16 protein-coding genes, 1 pseudogene and 1 CRISPR repeat array are annotated in these 21,882 nt (G+C 69.8%); of the genes and pseudogenes, 6 read left to right on the forward strand and 11 right to left on the reverse strand.

Features of this window, described 5'->3' with window-relative positions; all coding sequences use genetic code 11:
• Positions 1–27: 27 nt before the first annotated feature.
• From ACZ7MX_RS39105 to ACZ7MX_RS39115, 3 genes and pseudogenes are all read left to right on the forward strand, one after another.
• A complete protein-coding gene (locus ACZ7MX_RS39105) occupies positions 28–1,050 on the forward strand; it encodes an ABC transporter substrate-binding protein (protein ID WP_472139417.1) in 1,023 nt (340 codons plus the stop codon).
• Positions 1,051–1,187: 137 nt separating this feature from the next.
• The gene (locus tag ACZ7MX_RS39110; RefSeq protein ID WP_472139418.1) at positions 1,188–1,925 is read left to right on the forward strand and encodes a GNAT family N-acetyltransferase; all 738 of its coding nucleotides are present in this window, start codon (positions 1,188–1,190) and stop codon (positions 1,923–1,925) included.
• A gap of 443 nt (positions 1,926–2,368) precedes the next feature.
• Positions 2,369–2,554 (forward strand): annotated as a pseudogene (locus tag ACZ7MX_RS39115) (Tn3 family transposase); the annotation flags it as partial.
• 16 nt (positions 2,555–2,570) lie between these two features.
• Here ACZ7MX_RS39115 and ACZ7MX_RS39120 read toward each other — a convergent pair.
• The 3 genes from ACZ7MX_RS39120 to ACZ7MX_RS39130 form a co-directional block, all read right to left on the reverse strand.
• On the reverse strand, positions 2,571–2,969 hold the full coding sequence (locus ACZ7MX_RS39120) for a VOC family protein (RefSeq protein WP_472139420.1): 399 nt from the start codon (positions 2,967–2,969) through the stop codon (positions 2,571–2,573).
• Positions 2,966–3,466 carry a cupin domain-containing protein gene (locus tag ACZ7MX_RS39125; protein WP_472139422.1) on the reverse strand — a complete coding sequence of 167 codons (501 nt, stop codon included), beginning with the start codon at positions 3,464–3,466 and terminating at the stop codon, positions 2,966–2,968. Before ACZ7MX_RS39125 ends, ACZ7MX_RS39120 begins: the two co-directional genes overlap by 4 nt.
• Positions 3,467–3,565: 99 nt before the next feature.
• Entirely contained in the window at positions 3,566–4,072 is a 507-nt protein-coding gene (locus ACZ7MX_RS39130) for a nuclear transport factor 2 family protein (protein ID WP_351531582.1), read from the reverse strand.
• Between the two features lie 123 nt (positions 4,073–4,195).
• On the opposite strand from ACZ7MX_RS39130, the gene ACZ7MX_RS39135 reads away from it, so the two are divergent.
• Positions 4,196–5,101, forward strand: coding sequence for a LysR family transcriptional regulator (locus ACZ7MX_RS39135; protein WP_472139424.1), 906 nt, complete (start codon positions 4,196–4,198; stop codon positions 5,099–5,101).
• Between the two features lie 122 nt (positions 5,102–5,223).
• Here the strand turns inward: ACZ7MX_RS39135 and ACZ7MX_RS39140 are convergent, their stop codons facing one another.
• The 3 genes from ACZ7MX_RS39140 to ACZ7MX_RS39150 all read right to left on the reverse strand — a co-directional run bounded on the left by ACZ7MX_RS39140 (position 5,224) and on the right by ACZ7MX_RS39150 (position 6,718).
• Positions 5,224–5,394 carry a hypothetical protein gene (locus ACZ7MX_RS39140; protein WP_472139426.1) on the reverse strand — a complete coding sequence of 57 codons (171 nt, stop codon included), beginning with the start codon at positions 5,392–5,394 and terminating at the stop codon, positions 5,224–5,226.
• A 382-nt stretch (positions 5,395–5,776) separates the two neighbouring features.
• A complete protein-coding gene (locus tag ACZ7MX_RS39145) occupies positions 5,777–6,046 on the reverse strand; it encodes an SHOCT domain-containing protein (protein WP_472139428.1) in 270 nt (89 codons plus the stop codon).
• Between the two features lie 165 nt (positions 6,047–6,211).
• The gene (locus tag ACZ7MX_RS39150; RefSeq protein WP_472139429.1) at positions 6,212–6,718 is read right to left on the reverse strand and encodes a universal stress protein; all 507 of its coding nucleotides are present in this window, start codon (positions 6,716–6,718) and stop codon (positions 6,212–6,214) included.
• Positions 6,719–7,748: 1,030 nt separating this feature from the next.
• Between ACZ7MX_RS39150 and ACZ7MX_RS39155 the strand changes: the two genes are divergently transcribed.
• Positions 7,749–8,003: a helix-turn-helix domain-containing protein gene (locus ACZ7MX_RS39155; RefSeq protein WP_472139431.1), complete on the forward strand. Its 255-nt coding sequence runs from the start codon at positions 7,749–7,751 to the stop codon at positions 8,001–8,003.
• A gap of 217 nt (positions 8,004–8,220) precedes the next feature.
• Here the strand turns inward: ACZ7MX_RS39155 and ACZ7MX_RS39160 are convergent, their stop codons facing one another.
• From ACZ7MX_RS39160 to ACZ7MX_RS39180, 5 genes are all read right to left on the reverse strand, one after another.
• Entirely contained in the window at positions 8,221–8,604 is a 384-nt protein-coding gene (locus tag ACZ7MX_RS39160; RefSeq protein ID WP_472139432.1) for a rhodanese-like domain-containing protein, read from the reverse strand.
• A 41-nt stretch (positions 8,605–8,645) separates the two neighbouring features.
• The gene (locus ACZ7MX_RS39165) at positions 8,646–10,061 is read right to left on the reverse strand and encodes a phosphotransferase (protein WP_472139433.1); all 1,416 of its coding nucleotides are present in this window, start codon (positions 10,059–10,061) and stop codon (positions 8,646–8,648) included.
• Entirely contained in the window at positions 10,058–10,492 is a 435-nt protein-coding gene (locus ACZ7MX_RS39170; protein WP_472139435.1) for an HIT family protein, read from the reverse strand. The genes ACZ7MX_RS39165 and ACZ7MX_RS39170 overlap by 4 nt, the downstream gene beginning before the upstream one ends.
• A gap of 164 nt (positions 10,493–10,656) precedes the next feature.
• A complete protein-coding gene (locus tag ACZ7MX_RS39175; protein ID WP_472139437.1) occupies positions 10,657–11,871 on the reverse strand; it encodes a methyltransferase domain-containing protein in 1,215 nt (404 codons plus the stop codon).
• 276 nt (positions 11,872–12,147) lie between these two features.
• Entirely contained in the window at positions 12,148–14,079 is a 1,932-nt protein-coding gene (locus ACZ7MX_RS39180; protein WP_472139473.1) for an ABC transporter ATP-binding protein, read from the reverse strand.
• Between the two features lie 2,634 nt (positions 14,080–16,713).
• Positions 16,714–18,754: direct repeats of the CRISPR family, unit length 28 nt; unit sequence GAACTACCCCCGCAGGTGCGGGGACGAC.
• Between the two features lie 167 nt (positions 18,755–18,921).
• On the opposite strand from ACZ7MX_RS39180, the gene cas3 reads away from it, so the two are divergent.
• The gene (gene cas3 / locus ACZ7MX_RS39185; RefSeq protein ID WP_472139474.1) at positions 18,922–21,816 is read left to right on the forward strand and encodes a CRISPR-associated helicase Cas3'; all 2,895 of its coding nucleotides are present in this window, start codon (positions 18,922–18,924) and stop codon (positions 21,814–21,816) included.
• Positions 21,817–21,882 lie beyond the last annotated feature (66 nt).

Raw genomic sequence — 21,882 nt, forward strand, 5'->3', positions numbered from 1 at the left:
ACAACCACTCACCGAACAAGGACCACCATGCGCACCCCCAGCCTTCGCAGCAGACTCCTCCGCGGCCTTACGGCGGGCACCGCCGTCACCACCCTCGCCATCGGCCTCGCCGCCTGCGGAGGCAACAGCGAAGCGGCCGGCAATTCCGGCAAGTCCTCCGGGACGGTCACCGTGGGCGCCCTTTCCAACGGGGCCGCCAAGGAGACCGACCTCAAGGTCTCCGAGGTCAAGTCCATCAGCGCCAAGCTGCCCAAGTCGATCGCCAAGAAGGGCAAGCTGGTCATCGGCGTCGGTGCCCTGCCCACCGGCTCCGTGCCGATTCAGTACGTGGGGGATGACCAGAAGACCCTCACCGGATCCGAGCCCGACTTCGGTCGACTGGTGGCCGCGGTCCTCGGCCTCAAGCCCGAGCTGAAGAACTCGACTTGGGAGAACCTCTTCGTCGGCATCGACAGCGGCAAGGTCGACGCGGCCTTTTCCAACGTCACCGACACCGAGGAACGCAAGAAGAAGTACGAGTTTGCCACCTACCGGCAGGACAACCTCGGGTTCGAGGTGCCCAAGAAGAGCGCCTGGAACTTCGACGGCGACTACAAGAACCTGGCCGGCAAGACGGTCTCGGTGAGCCGGGGCACCAACCAGGAGAAGGTCCTGCTGGAGTGGAAGGCGAAGCTGAAGAAGGAGAACAAGGACCTCACCGTCAAGTACTACCCGGACAACAACAGCGTCTACCTGGCGCTGAACAGCGGGAAGGTCGATGCCCACTTCGGCCCCAATCCCAGCATCGCCTACCACACCACCCACACGGCGAACACCCCCAACGCGACCCGTAGCGCCGGCAAGTACTCCGGCGCCGGCGCGAAGCTCCAGGGACTGATCGCCGCGACGGCGAAGAAGGGCAGCGGGCTGGCCGAGCCGGTCTCCGAGGCCATCAACTACCTGATCAAGCACGGCCAGTACGCCAAGTGGCTGGCCGCCTGGAACCTCTCCAACGAGGCCGTCAAGACCTCCCAGGTCAACCCGCCCGGCCTGCCGCTCGACAACTCCTGATCAACGCTCGCACGGGCGACTGCCGCCCGGGACCGCCCGGGGACTCCGGCGTCATGTCGGAGTCCCCGGGCGCGCCGCCTCCCCATGCCTGCCCTCCGCCAGGAATTCCACGGATGCCATGGAGCGTTCCCACCACCATGTCCACCAGCGTCTCCCCTTCCCCTGCCCACAGCTCGTCCGAACCGCACCTCCTCGACAACGCTGTCTGGGCGGCGCTGGCCGGCCCGCACGCCGGGTTCGCCGACCGCGTCGGCCAAGCTGCCCGCTATCCCCTGGACGTGTGCCCCTTCACCGCCCTCGCCGACCCGGCCGACCCGGGGGCCTGGGACGACCTGACCGCGCTGGTCGGCACGGACACCGTCACCGCCGTTACGGGAGCGCAGGCCGTCCCCGATGGATGGGAGATCGTGGAAAGAGGGCAGGGTGTCCAACTGGTCGACACCGGGCTACGCGCCGAACCCGCCCCCGAAGCGGTGCGGCTCGGGCTCGACGACATCCCCGAGATCCTGGACCTGATCGCCCTGACCAAGCCGGGTCCCTTCCTGCCCCGCACCGTCGAACTCGGCACCTACCTCGGTCTCCGGCATCGCGGACGGCTCATCGCGGTGGCCGGGGAACGCGTGCATCCGCCGGGCTGGACGGAGATCAGTGCCGTTTGCACCCATCCGGCACACCGTGGGCAGGGGCTGGCCACGCGACTGGTCCGGGCGGTGGCGGCCGGGATCAGGGAACGCAGGGAGACCCCCTTCCTCCACACCCACGCAAGCAACACCACCGCCATCCGCCTCTACGAGTCGATCGGCTTCACCCTGCGCCGCCGTACGAACTTCCTGCTGGTGCGCACCCCGGGCCGCCATCCGGCACCGACGCCTTGAACAGGCAGCCGCAGTGCCCGACAACGCCATGCCCCACCACGCCCAGACGCTGAAGGGAATCGACATGGTCACCTCCGAGGAACGCCCCGCCCGATCCTCAACGGCCCTTGCCGCCGCAAACGTTGCCGCAACGACCGTTGCGTCCGACGACATACTTCGCAGCACCCTGCGGCGCCACGAAGCCGGAGTCACCGTGATCACCGTCCCGGGTCCGGCTGGCTTCACGGCCACCTCCTTCACCTCCGTTTCCCTGCGGCCACTCCGCCGACGGATCGGTGCGAGCGTCGGCTGCATGCTGATGAGCCCGCACGATGGTGGAATCAACCGAGACGTCCCAATCGATTTCACCCTGCGCGTCGGCGGCGGCTTGAACCTGCTGGAGCGACCGAGTGCGCCTCCGGGCTCCAGGGAAGCTTCGAGAGTGAGGTCGCCGTACATGGCCGAGAGGATCATGTGCGGCGAGTCCAGGGGATCGTCCGCCCGCCCGGGTTGTCCAGTACGACGACCGGTGGCCAGCCCGGTCCTGCAAGCCGGGCGGCATCGCCTACCACCACATCTCGGATACCTGCATCGCGCCGTTTACGTACTTCATCCCGTGCGGGGTACGCGAGGCCGTCTACCTCAACTAGGGCCTGTTCATGCAGCTCAGGCCCAGGTGCGGGAGCACAGCACCAGGCGGTAGCCGTCCGGGTCGGTGATCGTCACACCGTGCTCGTCCCAGTACGGGTTGTGCGCCGGAACGCGGGTACCGCCGGCCGCGACCAGGCGGTCGATCAGGGACTCGTCCGCCGGCTTGCCGAGGTAGACGACGAACAGGTCGTCCACCGTCGGGGTCGGCTCCAGCGGCCGCTCCGGATCGTGCGTCAGCTCGAAATGCCAGGCGGCGCCGGGCGGGCCGACCATCAGCAGGTCGTGCTCGCCCGGCATGCGCTCGGTCGTGCGCCACAGGACGGCCAGGCCGAGGCCGTGCACGTAGAAGCGTTCGGCGGCGGCGAGGTCCCGCGAGGGCCGGGCCACCCGGACCGGGACGGTGGAGTCGATCACGCCGAGACCTCCAGGGCAGCCCGCCAGACGGGGCTGTCGACGTAGTGGTTGTCGAACCGCTCCGCGGAGGCGGCGATCTCCTTCGCGTCGGCCTCGCCACGCATCACCCGGCCGAGCAGGCGCAGGTAGTCGAACCGGTCCATGCCCGGCGTGAACACGAACAGCACGTCCGCCTCACAGCCCGGCGCCGCGGCGAAGGCGTGCGGGGTGTGGGGCGGCACGGCCAGGAAGTCGCCTGCCTCCAGGACGGTGACCTCCTCGCCCACCAGTACCTGGAGGGACCCGCTGATCACGAAGAACAGCTCCGTCGCCTTGGTGTGGAAGTGGGCGGGTGCCCCCACGGCGCCGTGGGCGAACGTGGACCGGTAGCTGGTGAAGCCGTCCGCGGTGCTGTCCGAGTCGGCGAGCAGCGTCATCACACTGCTGGGGTCGGCACAGGTCTCCGCCTCGGCGTGACGGGTCAGTACCGGCCGTCCGCCGGTCACTGTGCTCTTCATGTCGTGTCCTTCCTGGTCCAAGGGGTGGGGAGTTGTGCAGGGAGTCGAGCGGGCCATGAGGTCTCCGGGTCAGGAGGCCCTTGTGCGGTGGGGCGGGTGTCAACCGAAGATCGCGGTGGGGTCGCCGGTGTACCAGGCGTTGTCGATGCGAAGCCGACGGATGACCCAGCGGTCGCCGTCGCGGACCAGGTCGACGTCGTAGGGGTTCTTCAGCAGCGCGTGGGTGGCGGGGTCGGCGATGAGCAGGTGCTGGGCTTCCACCAGGGCCGTGAGCCGGGCGGTGTCGCCATCGATGGTGATCCGCGTGTTGGTGATCTGGTGTGTGGTGTCCACCCGGCCGGTGAACATGTCCAGAATGGTGGTGACGATGGTGTCGCGCCCGGACATCAGCGGCGGCTTGGCCCCCCACTTGGAGGCGGCCGGGCGGAAGTCCAGCTCGGCGTCAGTGGCGAAGGCCGAGGCGAACAGCTCCTTGTCCTTCAGGTCCTGGCCCAGCCCGAAGCGGTAGAGCGTGTCGGTGATCTCCGCCCGGTCCCTGAGTTCTGCGACGGCCGCGGCGGTGTCGTGCGCGGGGGCGGTCAGGGCGCGGTCGCGGGTGACGTACATGATGTTCTCCTGTGCAGGTGAGGCGGCCTTTCAACGCCTCTGATCCTGCTGCGGTCCGGACCGGGCATCAATGCGCACCTGTGCAACGACCGTGAAGCCTCGATTAACGATGGAGGATGCGGGATGCTGGAGCGGCACGAGCTGGAGGCGTTCCTGACGCTCGCCGAGGAGCTGCACTTCGGCCGCACCGCCGAGCGGCTGCACGTCTCCACTGCCCGGGTCAGCCAGACCATCGCCAAATTGGAGCGCCGCATCGGCGTCCCGTTGTTCAACCGCACCAGCCGCCGGGTGGAGCTGTCCCTGACGGGGCGGCAGCTGTATGAAGAGATACGCCCCGCCTGGGCCCGGATCACCGACGCGTTCGAGCGGGCCGTCGACGCCGGGAAGGGGCTGACCGGGCTGTTGCGGGTCGCCTTCACCGGGCCGGCGGCGGGCCAGCTGTTAGTCGGCGCCAAGCAGGCGTACCGCACCAGGCACCCCGACTGCGAGGTCCAGATCAAAGAGGCGCACCTGCCGCAAGTCCTGCCGTGGCTGCGCAGCGGCGAGGTGGACATCGCGCTGACCTGCTATCCGATGCACGAAGAGGGCATCGTCATGGGGCCGGTCCTGGTGCGGGAGGCACGCATGCTCGCCGTCCCTACAGGGCATCCGTTCGCCCGCCGGGAGACCGTCTCCGTGGAAGATCTGGCTCGCGTGACCGTGCTGCAGATTCCCGAGACGCTGCCGGGATCCCTGCGCGAGGACCGGGCGCCGCGCCGGACCCCCGCCGGGAGACCGATCGCACTCGGTCCGTCGGCCATGACGTTCAACGAGACGCTGACGCTCGTGGGCGCCGGTGAGGGGGTCTTCGCCGTCGGCGCCCACACAAGGCGCTACTTCGCCCGCCCGGATGTCGTCTATGTCCCCTTCGAGGACGCCGCCCCGGTGGACTGGGGCTTGGTATGGCCTGCCGACGGTGCGACGGCGCGCGTTCGCGCCTTCAGCGAGGCAGCGCTCAACCTGGTGCAGGCACCTGTGCCAAACCCCTGACCGTCACCGACGGGCCGGACGCCATCAATCAGGGCCCGCCGGTCGGCGTCGGCTGTGCCGGTGGGCGGCCGGTTCCTGAAACGGCCGCGATGGCTTTGAGGGCGCCGCACTCGTGCCGGTCCCTACGCGGGGGTGCTGCGTCGGACGGGCAGGAAGACGGCGAGTTGCTCCCACTGCCGTACGGACGGGCAGTCGGGTGTGGTGGTCACAAGTTGGAGGCTTACGTGGTCGGCACCGGCGTCGAAATGCTCTTGGACGCGGTGGGCGATGTCCGCGGCACTGCCGTGGGCCACCAGTGCGTCGATTCCCTGGCCTGAAACATCCCGAACGGGGCGCGCATGAGCCACAACAGGACGCCCACTGACCGGGCCCACCCCCAAAGCCGGACGGCGGCAGGACACGGTACTCGCCCGTCTCGAAGGGGATGGTCTGTGGCCCCTTCGTTCTTGGACAGTCATCGCCCACTGGCCTGCTGCGAACGAGCTCGATGAATACCTCGCATCAGGACTTCGGCTGCCGTCCTGATGGCCTCAAGCAAGCTGCATGCTGAGCTGCTGACCGGAGCTGTTGCCGACCAACGACCAGCAAGTGAATCAGGGTGCAGTGACGCCGGTTGCCCCGCCGCGCAGCGGTAGACCCTGCCGTTCCTTCTCGCCGCTGGCCCCCCGCAGGTCCTTAGGGCGGGGGTCTGCGGAGGGTGGCCAGCCGACGGTGGTACTCCTCCTCATCGATCTCGCCGCGTGCGTACCGCTCCGCGAGGATCTGCTCGGGGCTGGGTCCGCCCCGAGTGACGCTGGGCCCGTCGTGGAGAGGGCTCGATCGACCCAGTGCGCGAATGATGAGGACAACGATGAGGACGAGCAGCGCGAAGAGAAGAATCATGCTGACTGACATCGCCAGCCAGCCCCAAGCGCTCACACCGTAGTGGTCATGCCAGAACATCATCGGGCACTCCCTCTCCGCATCCCGCGGGTGCACATCCACTGCCCGCAGACCTCACTTCCATGTTCCCTCCCCCAGGGCTGTGGGGCCACAGGCCTGGGAACCGAGAACGACGGGTCAGTGAGTGCCGGGCGCCGCTGGTCAGCCAGGAGCGAGACGGGCGCGTGCTCAGCCGTGGGGGACGACAGCGACGGGAGCCGGGCAGTGGTGCAGGAGGGCGTGAGCGATGTGCCCGATGCGGGGCGGGAGAGCCTTCGGCGAGGGCGTGTGCCGACCGATGACGACGAGGTCGGCTTGGCTCCCGGCTTCCAGGAGGTGGCGAGCCGGCTGTCCGATGACGGCTTGCTCGGCCACGTCGACGGTTGGTACTTCTCGCGCCATGGCCCCAGTGCATGGCGCAGGGTTGTCTGCTCTTCGGCCGCGAGAGCGGCATCCCGGTTCGGGTTCGAGTTGGCGGCGTAGAACGTCGGAGGGTTCCAGCCGTGCACCACGAGCAAGGGGCAACGCGCAGCGCTGCGGAGTCGAAGGCGAAGCGGATGACGTCGTCGCAGGGCCGGCCGAGGTCGAGGCCGAGAACCACCGGCCGTGGGCGGCCCCGGTGCTCCCCGTCGTCCGCGGCCCGGGCCCGGACGGCGACGACGGGGCGCTCGCAGTGTGCCACCGATCGTCGTACATGCCCTCGTCGAGGATGCGTGTCGATCGAGTCGTTCTCCTCGCAGACTCGCAGGTCAGGTGACTGCGGCCGACGGCTGCAAGTTCGTAGAAGGTCCAACCCTACCGAGACCCGACGCAACCTCCCGCCGGAGGTAGGCCGATCCCTGTCCGTACGCATCCTCGACGAGGGCATGCACGACGATCTCGCCGTCACATGCGCACCGGTTGCGACGCTTCCGCCGCCGTCCGACAGGCGTTGCTCATCCTCGCGAACGTGTATGACGCGGCAGGGTCACACGGGCACTACCCGCCAGGCGTAGCACCCGAGATCACCGCCGCAACGCTCAACCCGTACCGCCCCGTCCGACGGTCCGTATGACGCGCTGCGCCCCGCTGTGCGACACGGTGGGGCGCGCGCAACGTTCTGCCATTTCGCGCAACGTTCGGGATTTCCACAGAATCGGCGGAACGCCAGGCGAGGGCCCCCAGCGACCGCGTATCGTCGCGTACTGCGGACGACTTGCTGTCACACGCACGCAACCTCCAGCACATGCATCGATCTACATGGAGGCATCGTGCGTCATCGGCGGTTATCTAGAAAGGGAAAGGGCCCGTGGGGGCCCCTTACGTTCCTGGTCAGCGTCATGCGCTTTCTGTATGACATCGCCAGGCACTGAGGGCACACACAAGCCCAATCCACACAGCTGACCGCGTGAGCGGTCGACCCGGGGTCGCAGTGTTCCCGCACTGCGGCCCCTTGCTTCCTGTGAGACACAACATTAGCGGCGCCCCACTGCATGTGTATTGGGTACCCACTAATTTACTCATGTTGTGGCGTCGATTTGGGACGCAACAAGGCTCCGCGACTCCACTTGCAACGTTACCAATATGTGATCTCGAGTTGCGCCCGTCTTCGGCGTGTCCAGAAACGGCCCGCCTGCAACGACTCTCACGCGGCGCCTGGTCCAGGACATCGTCAACACCGTTGCCATCACCGCCATCCAGGCACAGAGCGCCCGGCTCGGCGCCTGAGCCACGACTGACCTGAGCTGTGCCTCCTACGCCCCGTCGCACACCGCGGCGGGGCGTTTCGCATGCCCAGGACCGTGCGGGAGGTGAAACCCCATGGCGCCCCATCACCGACAAAGACCGCGCCGCGGTGCGCCGACTACACGCGCAGGGCAAGGCCCGCAACGAGATCGCCCGCGAACTCAAGCGCAGCCACTCGACGGTGTCGGAGATCGCCGCCGCGTTCGAGCCACCTCTTACGTTCGACCGCGCCGGCGAGGGAGTCATCGCCACTTAGGTACGGTGCGCAGACCTCGCAGCCCGCCGCGCCCAGCTCGCCGACCTGCTGCAGACGGACACCGAGCGGCTACGGGGGCGCAGCTATGTGAGCCATGCACGATTGGTGCCTTTGGCGGCAAGGACAACGTGTGGTCCGAGACCCACCTCGAACGGCCGACGTTTCGGCGATCAACCCCAGATCCTCGCCGCTACCGGCGCCGCGATTGAGAAGTCGCTCAAGCTCGCCCCCGCAGCCGGGGGAGAGGGAGCCGAGCAGGTGCGTTCGATGCTCGGAGCGCTCGGCGAGGCGTTGACCCTCGCGGCCGGTGACGACGCCGACGACGACGGGGGGCCTCCACGCCTCTGGCGAGCAGCACTTCGGCCGCCCGCTGCGAGCGGTTGCCCGAATGGCAGATCACGACGACGGGCTGCCGGGCCTGTGCCTCGGCGGGCAGCCCGGCACCGGCGGAGAGCGCCGTCAGGGTCAGGTGTACGGCGCCGGGCGCGTGCCCGGCCTGCCACTCGTGGGGTTCGCGTACGTCGAGCAGCAGGGCGTCACTGCCCCGTCCGGCGGCATGACCGGTGCGGGGAGCCTTCCTCACCCTGGGATGCGCACTCATCTGCTGGCGACGCTTGAAATCATTCCGTTAGGAGTTCTAAGTCAACGTGCTGCTCCTCGTGGGCGGGGGTGGGGGCAGAGGTTTTGTGCGGCGCGGAGCCGGGCCAAGGTGCGGTGGCCTCGCTCCACCAGCTCGGGATCGCCGTGGGCGGCGCCGTAGGAGATGCCGGAGACGGCATCGAGGGCGGACAGCACCGTGAGCTGGGCCTCTTCCTCCGGTGTGAAGGAGCGTCCGTAGCCGTCCATCACGGCTGCACGAAGGTCGGGACGGCCGTGCCACACGTCGGACAGCCGGACGAAGTCCCGTACCGCCGGCCCGGGTTCGGACCGTTCGAAATCGATCACGTACAGGATGTCGGCAGCCTCGTCCCAGCGCAGATTGCGCAGCTGGAAGTCGCCGTGTGTGGGGACCACCGCCAGGGCGGGCAAGGATGCGGCGCTCTCGGCTGTGGCGCGGATGAACTCCTCGTCACCAGGGGCGAGATGCGGCCGGGCGCCGTCCAGGTGCCGCTCCAGCTTCCCCACCAGCGGTGCGCCGCCGCTCGACCGGGGCGTGGCGCTGGTGTGGACGGAGGCTGCGAGCTGCCCGATGCGGTGGAAGATCCGGCGCTGCTCCTCGGGCGGGTGGATGGCGCCGTGCAGGGATCGGCCCCCCACGGCGGTGAGGACCACGGCCCGCCGCGCGGCATCGGCAGCCACCAGGCGGGGCGCGGCCACGCCTAGAGCGGGGACCCAGCTACGCAGCGCGCCGACTTCGCGTTGGTGGAAGCGCGCGTTCTGGTGGATCTTGACGTACCACTCGCCGCCTTCGGGGCCGCGGGCCCGCCACACACGGCTCTCCTCGCGCGCCCAGGACACGTCCGTCCAGGCGGTGACCCGGCCCACCGCCCGCTCGGCGAAGGCGCGCACCGCCCGCTCCGGGACCGCGCTGCGGTCGCCGGGGTCGAGGACCAGGGCCAGCCGGTCGACGGACCGGTCGTAGGCGATCGGGTCGCCGGGCTCCTGGAAATGCACGGCCATCCGCGCGCCGGCCCGGTAGGCGTCCAGCCCGGCCCGGCAGTACGCGACCATCGGCTCGGGCAGCTCATCAAGGGCGAACCAGCCCATGGCATCGCACACCGCATGTTCCATCACCCGCGGGGAGCCGCGCCAGCGCCGCACCTCGAAAAACACCCCGAGGCGCGCTCCGCCGGCGGGGGAGCGGTGGTGCACGGTGACGGCCGCGCGGGCATCGGCCGGATCGACCACGACGCCGGTCTCCTCGCGGGTCTCGCGCACCAGCGCCGTGACCATGTCCTCCCACGGGCCATCGAGATGTCCGGACGGAAGGTGCCAGCAGCCAGCGGCGTACACGTCACCGGCCCGTCGGGACAGCAGCACCTCGGTCCCGGCCGTGCCGTCGCGCACCGCGATCAGGTGGACGTCGAGCGGCTCGGTGTGCCGCTGGCCGCCGGTCACGCCGCCTCCCCCAGCAACGCCCGCAGCGCAGCGGCGTCCTGCTGCAGCTGCCCCTCATCTTGGCGGCCCGCGTCGAGAGCCTGCCACGGCAGGGGCCCGCCCGGCGCGGGATCAGCGTCCCCGGTGTACCGGGGGCAGATGTGGCTGTACAGGTGGGGTACGACGTTGCCGAGGGTGGAGTAGTTCATCTTCACCGCTCGGTCGAAGGCCGTCAGGGCCCTGCCAAGCGCGAGGGTGTCGCGCCAGTAGGCGGCGGCGTCGGCTTCGGACAAGTCGGTGGGCTCGGCCACGTGCGGGGCACCGTGGTGGATGAGCACGCAGTAGCCGCGTACACGTCCGCTGCGCCACAGAAGATACGCGTTTGCCACTTCACCGCGGCGGAGCAGGATGCCCCAGCCGATGTCCGCCGCGGCGTAGTCGTTCGCGCACATGGGCCGCCCATCGCCGGAGCGTTGGCGGAGGAAGTCCTCGGGACAGCCAGTCGGCACGGCGGAGCTGTCGGCTCGGGGAGGAAGAGGGTTGTGAGGCTGGCGCATCGTGCTCCTGTTCGCTGAACGGCTGGTGTGCGGGGCAACGGCGATCCGCGCGGGCGAGGTCACGGCGTTGGCCGGGGAACGGTGGCAAGAGGAGGCAGCGTCCAGGTCAGCGCCTTCGGCCCCGCGCCGGACGTGACGGTCTGGGCCCCAGTACCGTCGGTGAGGTCGACTCGGTACGACTCTGGCCGGCCGGCTTCCTCCCAGCGGGCGTGCAGGTCCTCGATCTCGGCCCACACATCGCGGGGCCCGTGAACGCGAACAGTCCCGTCGACGGTGCCGGTCACGGCCCAGGAGTCGTCCTCGGGGGCGACGATCGTCATCGTCTCGGCCTGGAAGTCCCGCACCGTGCCGGGGACCAGGTACGCGACGGCAAGCCAGAATCCGTAGGCATCGTCCGGCGGCGGCGCGAGCCGGGTGGGCCGCGCCGCGCCGGGGTCGGCCTTGATTCGCGTCCGGTGATCGAGGGCGGACAGCCACCGGTAGCCCAGCATCGGCCGGTATCCCCGCGGCTTGCCGCGCAGAACGGCCTCGATCGAGCCTGAGCCGTTGTGGGTGCCGAGGAGCTGTCCGGGCCAGCTCGGCGTCCGGGTCGCGAGCGTGGTCAGCAACCGTCCGCCGGGCGCCAGCTGCTCCACCCATGCGGGCGGGACGCAAGGCACGCCGATGCCAGAGTGGATCCGGTCGTACGGCGCCCGAGCCTCGTGCCCGTCGAGCGCGTCGCCCTCAACCATCGCCGCGCCGACGCCGAGCCGGTCGAGGTTCCGCTGCGCGAAGGCTGCCATGTGCGCGTCCCGCTCCACACCGGTGGAGAGCCCGGGGCCGGTGATGGTAGCGGCGAGCGCGAGGGAGACGCCGGGGCCGGGCCCGAGCTCCAGGTAGCGCAGGCCCGGCGCCAGCCCCAGGGCCTGGAGGGCCTCGACCGTGGCTGGCGTGTACGTGGACATGGAGGTCATATGGCCGCCGGTCACTGGCCCGCGGGCGAGCGTGTCGAGGGGTTCGCCATCGCGCTGAAGCAGGATCGACTCGTCGCTGTGGATCAGGTCGAGCCACTCCTGACGGTCCTCGGCGTGGGATCCGTCGAGGAGGCGCCAGTCGATGGGATCGGCGCCCGGGCCGCTGACCCGCACATAGGCGTGTGGCATCAGCACCTCGCGGCGCACGCGGAACAGGGCGGCGCGGAGGTGCGAGTTGGTGAGGACGCCCGCGGAGGTGAGGCGGTCGACCATGGCGGCACGCAAGTCGCTCGTGTCGGTGGCCTGGTGATTAAGGCGCATGAAGACCGTCCTTCGCGGGAGGGCGTGCGGGCATGGCGGTCAGGCGGCGGACGGGGGAGAAACACAGCAGGACGGCAGGGGTGAGGTAGGCAGCGGTTCCGGCGAGCGGCGCCGCGTGCACCGAGAGCGCGGAGGCGATGCCGCCGGCGATCAGGGCGGCGGCCTGCCGCAGGCCGGTACGCCTCGACAGGTTGCGGATCGAGGAGGAGCTGGGGGCACGAGTGTCGTCTCGCCTTCGACGTACGGTCGGGGCTGTAGAGGTCACGCTGGGGCGGGTCAGCTCGCCGTCTTGTGGTCGGACGGCTGGGTGCCGCGGGGGCCTGGAACCGTCTCGGCCGCGGGCGTGAGCCCGTACTGGGCGGCCTGGGCGGTGAACATGCCCTGGTACAGGCCGCCCGCGCGGGCCATGAGTTCGTCGTGGGTGCCGTTCTCGACGAGGCATCCCTGGTCGAGGACGTAGATGTGGTCGGCGTGCATGGTCGCGGCGAGCCGGTGGGTGACGAGCACGACCGCGTGCCCTTCCTCGGCCAGGGACCACAGCCCCTGGAACGAGGCGATTTCCGCGTGGGGATCGAGGGCGCTGGTGGGCTCGTCGACCAGCAGGAACGGCGCCTGGCGGTATCGGGTTCGAGCCAACCCCAGTCTCTGCCACTGTCCGCCCGAGAGCTGGACACCGCGCTCGTAGCCCTTGAACACGATCGAGTCCCAGCCGTGCGGCAGACCCTCGATCAGGTCGAGCACGCCCGCGTCCCGGGCGGCCTTGCGGACGCGGTCCATGTCCCGGGGACGGTCGCCGGCGCCGATGGCCACGTTCGCGGCAGCCGTCATCTCCCAGCGTGGGAAGTCTTGCGCCAACAGCCCCACTGCGCCGAAGACCTGGGCGCGGTCCGCCTCGCGGAGCTCGACCCGCTCGCCCGACTCACCCACCCACCACACGTTTCCTTCGGAGGGCAGCAGCAGCCCGGCCAGCACCTTCGTCAAGGTGGTCTTCCCCGAGCCGTTCGCCCCCACCAGGGCCGTCACCTTCCCCCGGGGCACCCTCACGCTGACGCCCTTCAGCGAAGGAGCGTCGGCCCCTGGGTAGGTGAAGGACACCGACTCCGTCCGCACCTCCAGTGCCGGCGCGGGCAGCGGCGTACCGGCAGACGGAATGGCGTTCTCGCCTGCCACCTTGATGGCGTCCTCGGTGTCGGTGAGGAACAGCAACTCCTCGTACAGCCGGTTGACCTGCTGCACCAGCGACGTGAGGCGCGCCGTCGAAGTGCGGATGGCGATCACCGCCGTGCCGCCGACGGCGAGCGGCAGGCCACCGGTCGACAGCAGCCACCACAGCACCCCGTAGCAGGCCAGCGACGCCACCCCCGCGAAGCCGCCGGCGATCAGATCCGTGGATGCCTGTGCCCGGGCCAGACGCCGCTGTTCCGCCTCCGTCTGCCTCGACATCTCCTCGTAGCTGGACATCAGCTTGGTGCCGGCTGCGTGCACGCGGATCTCCCCGCCGGCGTGCGGGCGGGTCAGGTAGGCCAGCAGGGAGGCGATCGCCCTGCGGTGGTCGACCCAGTTCAGGCGGGAGAGGTACTCACGGCGCGCGGAGCGGACCGCCCCCCACCCCTTGGGCAGGGCGATGGCCAGCAGCATCGGCAGCAGGATCCAGTGCAGCGACGCCAGCACGACCGCGGCTGCCGCCATGCCGATCACCACATTGCCCACGCCCACCGACAGCCGGAGCATGCTGCGGGCCGAGTCCGTGCCGAACTTCCCCGCCTCCAAGGCCCGCTGGGCCTCCGGCCGCTCCGTCGCCTCCACCTCGACGTGGGTGACGGCCATGTAGTATCGGGCGGAGATCGCCCGCTCCACCTGCGGCTCCAGCCGGCCCGACATGGCCGTCGACCACCCCGACAGCACCGCGGTCGCCACGGCCGCGACGGTGAGCACGGCCAGCGACGGCAGGGCGTCGCGGAGCTTGTCCGCGGTCGGCCCGTCGGCGAACAGCTGGGTGAGGACGCTGTTGACCGCCACCAGTCCCCAGCCGGCCGTCACGCCCTGCCCGAGCTGGGCCACCACGACCCCGGCGAGCGCCCGCCGGTCCGCCTGCCAGCCGGTGCGCAGAACCATGCCCACCATGCGCGGCAGCGCTGCCGCCATGTGACCGAAGCCCAGCCGGGTCACAGGCCCTTCGTGTCGGACGTAGGACTGGTCGTAGCGCAGCCGGCCGCCGTACAGCTCCCGCTCAGCGCCCGAGATGGTGTCCGTGGCCGCGGCCTTCGCTGGGTTCTCGGTCTCGTCACCGCTTGGCTTGACTTGCGTCAAGGTGTTCCCCCTCGTGGACGTGATGGGCGGTTCGGCGTGTTCAACGACGCCGCCGCAATTTCGAACACCTGTTTTTCGGACGGGTCGCGCGCCCTGGGATTGAGCGGTTCTCCCAAGGTGCGCAGTGCACCGACCCTTGCCGCACAAGAGCCCACAGCCGGGGCGGATTGGCCGAAACGCCGACACTCAAGCGCTGCCGCTGCGCGCGATCAGTAGGGGTTTGCTTCACGCAACGGGTGCGAGACCGGGATCCGCGGCGCCGCCCCCGTTCCTGGCGCAGGTGAGGTCGGCGGCGGATTCATGGCCGGCCTTCAGTGCGGGCTCGGGCTTACGGGATCTTCGGGCGGTGGCGTGCCCGGGACGCGTCTTCGAAGCCGAGGTGGGCGAGGAAGCCAGAACTACCCCCGCAGGTGTGGGGACGACACCCCCGGTGAACCCTGCGACCGGCGGCCGCGGGAACTACTCCCGCAGGTGCGGGGACGACGCTGACTGGTGTCCGACACCTCCGACTCCGCCGGACCCCCGCAGGTGCGGGGACGACCTCAGAACCAGGACCACGACGGACGCGACGCGGGGAACTATCCGCGCAGGTGCGGGGACGACTCTCTGTGAGCGCCTCCGCGATGCTCAGCTCCCGACCTACCCCCGCAGGTGCGGGGACGACGACAACCTCGGCCGCATCTACAACCAGCCGCCGGAACTACCCCCGCAGGTGGGGGGACGACGCCAGGTCAGACCACAGGGTGGCAGCCGTGACGGAACTACCCCCGCAGGTGCGGGGACGACCGCTGGACGATCTCAAGCGCAAGCAGGATTCGGGAACTACCCCCGCAGGTGCGGGGACGACCCCACCGCGATGCGGCGACGATGATGCGCGGCGGAACTACCCCCGCAGGTGCGGGGACGACTCCCGCCGGGCCCGGATCTTGGTCGTGGTTGATGAACTACCCCCGCAGGTGCGGGGACGACACGCTGGTCGCCGGCACGGTCGAGACGACGACCGAACTACCCCCGCAGGTGCGGGGACGACCTGGTGTGGACGAAGCTGACGCGGTGCCATGTGGTACTACCCCCGCAGGTGCAGGGACGACGAGCTGGCCCGGCGGGTCGCGTGGATGGAGGGAGAACTACCCCCGCGGGTGCGGGGACGACTCGATGGCGGCCGCATACCGCGCCGCCTTGACCGAACTACCCCCGCGGGTGCGGGGACGACCCTCGATGCCATTGCGTTGAGAGGTTGTCGGTGGAACTACCGCCGCGGGTGCGGGGACGACCAGCGTGGCCACCCCCTCCCCAGGAAGCCGCCGAACTACCCCCGCGGATGCGGGGACGACAAGGTCGTCGGACAGGTGCGGCGGATCCGCCGCGAACTACCCCCGCGGGTGCGCGGACGACTGGCTTCGGTCGGCACGCGCATGGCCTGTGCGGGAACTACCCCCGCGGGTGCGGGGACGACAACGCCCTGCCGTTCGGCTGGTATCGGAGCCAGGAACTACCTCCTCAGGTGCGGGGACGACGCCGCTCCTCATTGCTGTTCGCCCTGACCCGAGGACTACCCCCGCAGGTGCGGGGACGACACCGGCTACATCACGCCCGGCGCCTACGCCGTGGAACTACCCCCGCAGGTGCGGGGACGACCATCATCGAGCTGGTCCAGCGCAGCAAGACGACGAACTACCCCCGCAGGTGCGGGGACGACGTTTCGCGTGACGGTGTTGTACATCCGCCGGAGGAACTACCCCCGCAGGTGCGGGGACGACCGCATTTCTGCAGCTATGCAGGTACCGGGAGGCGAACTACCCCCGCAGGTGCGGGGACGACCTCCTGGCGGCGGTACCGGTGCGTGTGCCCCTCGAACTACCCCCGCAGGTGCGGGGACGACGCCGAGTCGGCGGACGAGCGGCAGGCCGGATGGGAACTACCCCCGCAGGTGCGGGGACGACGCCGGGGCTGGCATCGCGCTCGGCGCCAAGCTCGAACTACCCCCGCAGGTGCGGGGACGACACGCCGAGAAGCCGTACGCCCCGGAAGTGCTCGGAACTACCCCCGCAGGTGCGGGGACGACACGTGGCTGGGGCGCAACGGCGTGCCTGCCGCCGAACTACCCCTGCAGGTGCGGGGACGACCCGCCCGCGGTCCCGATCTGCATGGACTCAGGCGAACTACCCCCGCAGGTGCGGGGACGACACGATGCCGACGCCGAGGGCGACACCGCCCAAAGAACTACCCCCGCAGGTGCGGGGACGACGGGGGCCGGCCGGGTGGGGCCGGGGCAGGTGTGGAACTACCCCCGCAGGTGGGGGGACGACAGGACCGGGTGCATCCCGCGAACTGCACGCGAGGAACTACCCCCGCAGGTGCGGGGACGACTCGGATCCGAAGCCCGCACCGGTCGCGCCGATGGAACTACCCCCGCAGGTGCGGGGACGACCGGCCGTACTCGTGGCTGGGCTGCACATGCTTCGAATTCGAACTACCCCCGCAGGCTCGGGGGACGACGAGCTGCCGGAGCGTGCACAGACCGGCGGGGGCGAACTACCCCCGCAGGTGCGGGGACGACGAGCTGGCCCGGCGGGTCGCGTGGATGGAGGGAGAACTACCCCCGCGGGTGCGGGGACGACGGTCCGGTGGATCGACAGATGGGGCACTGTGGGGAACTACCCCCGCAGGTGCGGGGACGACGCAGCACAGCAGCAGGGAGTTTCCGCCAGCGGGGAACTACCCCCGCAGGTGCGGGGACGACTCCCTCGGCGTCGTCCTCAGGGGATATGACCAGGAACTACCCCCGCAGGTGCGGGGACGACGCAGATGAGCCTCGACGTCGGCACCGGCGGCAAGAACTACCCCCGCAGGTGCGGGGACGACGCCGCACGCTGACTCGCCGACCAGATCCCGCACGAACTACCCCCGCAGGTGCGGGGACGACGGGGTGATGCGGCTGGTGTAGTCGGCCAGCGCGGAACTACCCCCGCAGGTGCGGGGACGACTCGCGGGCTCGGCGGATGGCAGCCTGCCGGGTCGAACTACCCCCGCAGGTGCGGGGACGACGACACCGAGATCCACATGTCCGCCAAGAACCCGGAACTACCCCCGCAGGTGCGGGGACGACCACGCAAGTGATGGCGGAGAACGTCATGATCGCGAACTACCCCCGCAGGTGCGGGGACGACGGGACGCCGGCGGCTCGGAAACGGCGGAGCGAGGAACTACCCCCGCAGGTGCGGGGACGACCAGAGAGCGTCCGCTTCGGACATCCCGGGGGAAGAACTACCCCCGCAGGTGCGGGGACGACGAACCGAGGTTCCGTCCGACCGCCGACGCCAGGGAACTACCCCCGCAGGTGCGGGGACGACACCTCAAGGGCCGGCCGCATCCCTGGCCCCTCGGAACTACCCCCGCAGGTGCGGGGACGACGATCTCGTTCGAGCTCACGTTTTCTCCCTCCGGGAACTACCCCCGCAGGTGCGGGGACGACAATCCCGGGCCGCTCCGCTTTTTTTGAGCCCGTGAACTACCCCCGCAGGTGCGGGGACGACGCCGGGATCGTCCAGCAGCACAGCGAGAGCGGGGAACTACCCCCGCAGGTGCGGGGACGATTTCGGAGAGGCAGAGCGTCGTCTGTCCCTCCAGGAACTACCCCCGCAGGTGCGGGGACGACCGGGGGGTCGATGGCAACGCGCGCTTCTACGGCGAACTACCCCCGCAGGTGCGGGGACGACGGCGACTGCCTGGGGATGGGTGGCTCGCTGGTCGAACTACCCCCGCAGGTGCGGGGACGACGAATTGTGGGCCCGGCCTCGAATCCCAAATGGCGAACTACCCCCGCAGGTGCGGGGACGACCGGCACGTGGGCGGCCTATGGCGGCGCGGCGGTGAACTACCCCCGCAGGTGCGGGGACGACAGCGTGGCCAGGAAGGCGTCGAGGTCGTCGGGCGAACTACCCCCGCAGGTGCGGGGACGACCGGACGCGGATGCCCGGCGCCAGCCTGAAGGACGAACTACCCCCGCAGGTGCGGGGACGACTTCGGTGATCAGGCGATCGCGGTGCAGGCCAAGGAACTACCCCCGCAGGTGCGGGGACGACACGTACCGTCAGATTCCGGGTCGGGTGTGGGTGGAACTACCCCCGCAGGTGCGGGGACGACGGCAGTGCCACGCCATCGGCGTCCACCACCGCGGAACTACCCCCGCAGGTGCGGGGACGACGCTCCAGGTCAGGCAGCGGCGTCCCCTGGTGGCGAACTACCCCCGCAGGTGCGGGGACGACACCCATGCAGTCCCCCATGCCTCCGCGAAAAGGGAACTACCCCCGCAGGTGCGGGGACGACTGCACGGTCAACGTGCTCTTGCCGACCCCACCCGAACTACCCCCGCAGGTGCGGGGACGACCCTGCGCCCCGCGGCAGAACGACGCACGCTGGAGAACTACCCCCGCAGGTGCGGGGACGACGGGCAGGTGATGGAGTGCAGCTCCGCCGCAGCCGAACTACCCCCGCAGGTGCGGGGACGACCCGTAACGCGCGACGGCCAAGCGGGCATCTCGGGAACTACCCCCGCAGGTGCGGGGACGACACTTCTTAACCTGCGCGGATGCTAGCAGTGGGGCCGGTTTTCATTTGGCAGTGTCGACGGTCGGAGCATGCGGTCCAGGGCCAATGTCAGTGGGCGGGTCTATGGTGCGGATCCACTGTACGGAGGGGGCTGCGCTGGTGGAGCACATGCGGTCGATTGTCGACTTGATGCGGGGGATGGGGCTGTCGGAGGAGACAGTTGCCCGGGTGTCGCGGTTATGGGGGAAGTCTGCGGCGCGGAACGGGGGACGGACTCACCTGCTGCTTGGGCACTTGCTGGACACCGCTGCCGTGGCGGAGGTGATGTGGGAGCGGTACCTGTCGGCTGCGTTGCGGCAGAGGCTGGAGGAGATCAGTGGCGGACGTGGGCGTCTGTGGTTCATGTGGATCTGTGGGATTCATGACTGCGGAAAGGCGTGCCCTGCCTTCCAGGCGCTGGATGAGGCGGAGGCTGCTCCGGTCAGGGCAGCGGGTCTGGTGTGGGGGCGGTTGCCGGCGGACCGGCGGCAACAGTGGCGGCATGACGTGGCGGGCGCCGCGTTGCTGCGGCCGAGATTGGTCGCAGAGTGGGGGAGTGCGGAGAGCGCGGCATGGGTGTGGCCGCTGGTGGCCGGCCATCACGGGACGTTTCCGCCCGTGCAGGGGCTGAAGCCGAAACATCGGGAAGTCCAGGGGCGCGGAGCTGCGTGGGAGGAGGCGCAAAGGGCGGTCGTCGATGTCTTTACCCGGGCCGTCGGTTTCGCGGACCTGGCCGACGCGCGACCGGTGGGGGCTTTGAACAGGGCGGAGCAGCTGGCGTTGTCTGGGCTGATCGTCATGGCGGACTGGATCGCCAGTGACAGCGAGCAGTTCGAGGGGATCGCGGATGCGCGGAAGGTGTCTCTCGCTTCGGCTCGTCACCGGGCTGAAGCGGCGTGGCAGCGGCTCGGTCTGCGAGGTGGGTGGAACGAGCTCGCGATTCCGGAAGATCGGCTTGCTCCTCTGAGTGGGCGGCTGGGAGTGTCCCCGAGGGCTTCGCAGCAGGAGTTGGTTGAGCGGGCGTGGTCGATGCCGGTGCCGGGGTTGATGGTGGCTGAGGCTCCGATGGGGGAGGGCAAGACGAAGGCCGCTTTGGCAGCGGCCGAGGTGCTCGCAGCGCGGTTCGGGCTGGACGGTGCTTTCGTGGCCATGCCGACCCAGGCGACGAGCGACCCGATGTATCAGCAGGTGCTGGAGTGGGTGCGGACATTTGACCCGGAACTGGAAGCTCAGGTAGCGCTGCTGCACGGCAAGCGCCGTTTCAACCCGGTGTGGCGGGAGATTTGGGAGAGCAAGCGGATCGGGCCGGTTGGCGAATGCGACCGGGGCGATGAGCCGACGGCTTTGCATCCGTTCGACGTCTACGGGGCGACTGATGAGGACGCCGAGTACGGCATGCCTTCGTGGGCATTGGGCGAAAGCTGCGATCCGCAGGAGCGGCGTGACGGACCAGCTCGGTGGTTTCTGGGGAACAAGCGGGGCTTGCTGACGGCGTTTGCCGTCGGCACCGTGGACCACCTCCTACATGCGGCGACCCGTACACGGCACGTGATGCTCCGTTTCGCCGGCCTGGTCGGCAAGGTCGTGGTGGTGGATGAGGTGCACGCCGCGGATGTCTACATGCAGCAGTTCCTCTTGGAGGCGCTGCGCTGGCTCGGGCAGGCCAAGGTCCCGGTGGTCCTGCTCTCGGCGACGCTTCCGCCGGCGCAGCGGCAGGCATGCGTCGATGCGTATCTGTCGGGCGCTCTGAGCGCTGCGGATGTGGTCTGTGCGGTGCCAGAGCCAGCGGGATATCCGTGTGTCACCGTGGCCTATGCCCTCGACGGCGCTCCCGTTGCGATGAGTTCGCGTGAAGTGGTGCCGTCCTGGCGTGCTTCGACGTTGACCCGGGTCGACTGGCTGCCTGATATCGCCCAGGACGGGGCGCTGCTTGCCTCGAAGGTGAGGGAAGCAGTGGCCGACGGCGGCGTGGTTCTGGTGGTGGTGAACCAGGTCGATCGAGCCCAGGCTATTTACCGTGCTTTGACGGAGGCTGGTTTCGAGGGGCAGGTGCGGCTGCTGCATGGTCGGCTGTGCTCGGCTCACCGGGGGGAGCGAACCGAGGAGTGCCTGCGGCTGCTGGGGCCAGGGGCCAAGGAGGAGCGGCCTGGCCGGATGGTGGTGATCGCGACGCAGCTTGCCGAACAGTCCTTCGATGTGGATGCGGATCTGCTCATCACCGACCTTGCCCCCGTCGACCTGCTGCTGCAGCGCATCGGTCGACTCCACCGGCACAGCGGAAACCGAAGGCCCTCTGGGTTGGCGGCGCCGCGTGTGCTGGTGACGGGGGCGGTGGCCGGTGAGCGAGGGCGTCCGCGCTTCCTGCCCGCGTCCAAGGCGATCTACGGGGAGTGGTCGCTGCTGAGGGCGGCCGCCCTGGTCGCTGAAGCCGCGGGACCGCTGAGCGGAGGAAGGCGGAACAAGGACGGGTGGAGCATCCCGGCCGATGTGCCCGGTCTGGTGGCCAGGGCCTACGGGGAGGCAGAGGTCTGCCCACCGGATTGGGGTGAGGGCGCAGCTCGCCAGGCGTGGCGGGCAAAGGAGCAGGAGCGGGAGAAGAACGCGGAGGGATTCCTGCTGACCCGACCTCGGGAATGGGGTGCGCCAACCTTGGAGGGCCTGCACTACGGAAGCCTCCAGGCAGCCTCCGAAGACGACCTCAACGCCGTGGTGCGGGACGGGCAGCGGTCGGTGGAGGCCGTGATCGTCCGCCGCTCGGCCAGCGGCTACCGGGCGATCGACGGGACCTGGATCGGTGTGCACGGGGAGGTGGACGACGAAACAGCGATCGGCCGGCTTCTGGGCGGCACGGTGCGACTGCCTGCACGGCTGACGGAGGCTGCGGAGGCGGAGGGGACGGGGCTCGTTCCGTTGCCTGGGTGGGGCGGGCATCCCTGGCTCAAGTACATGCCGGCGCTTGTGCTGGAGGAAGACGGGGCGGCTGTGCTGGGCAAGGACAGGGTCTCGTACGACGACGTTTTGGGGTTGGTCGTCGAACGAGGGTGAACGGCGCGTGGAGCCGGACCCAAAGCCTTCTCACCCCGCGCTGCGGGGACGACATGAAGCATTAAG

It is taken from the genome of Streptomyces sp. NPDC107765 (genome assembly GCF_055657085.1).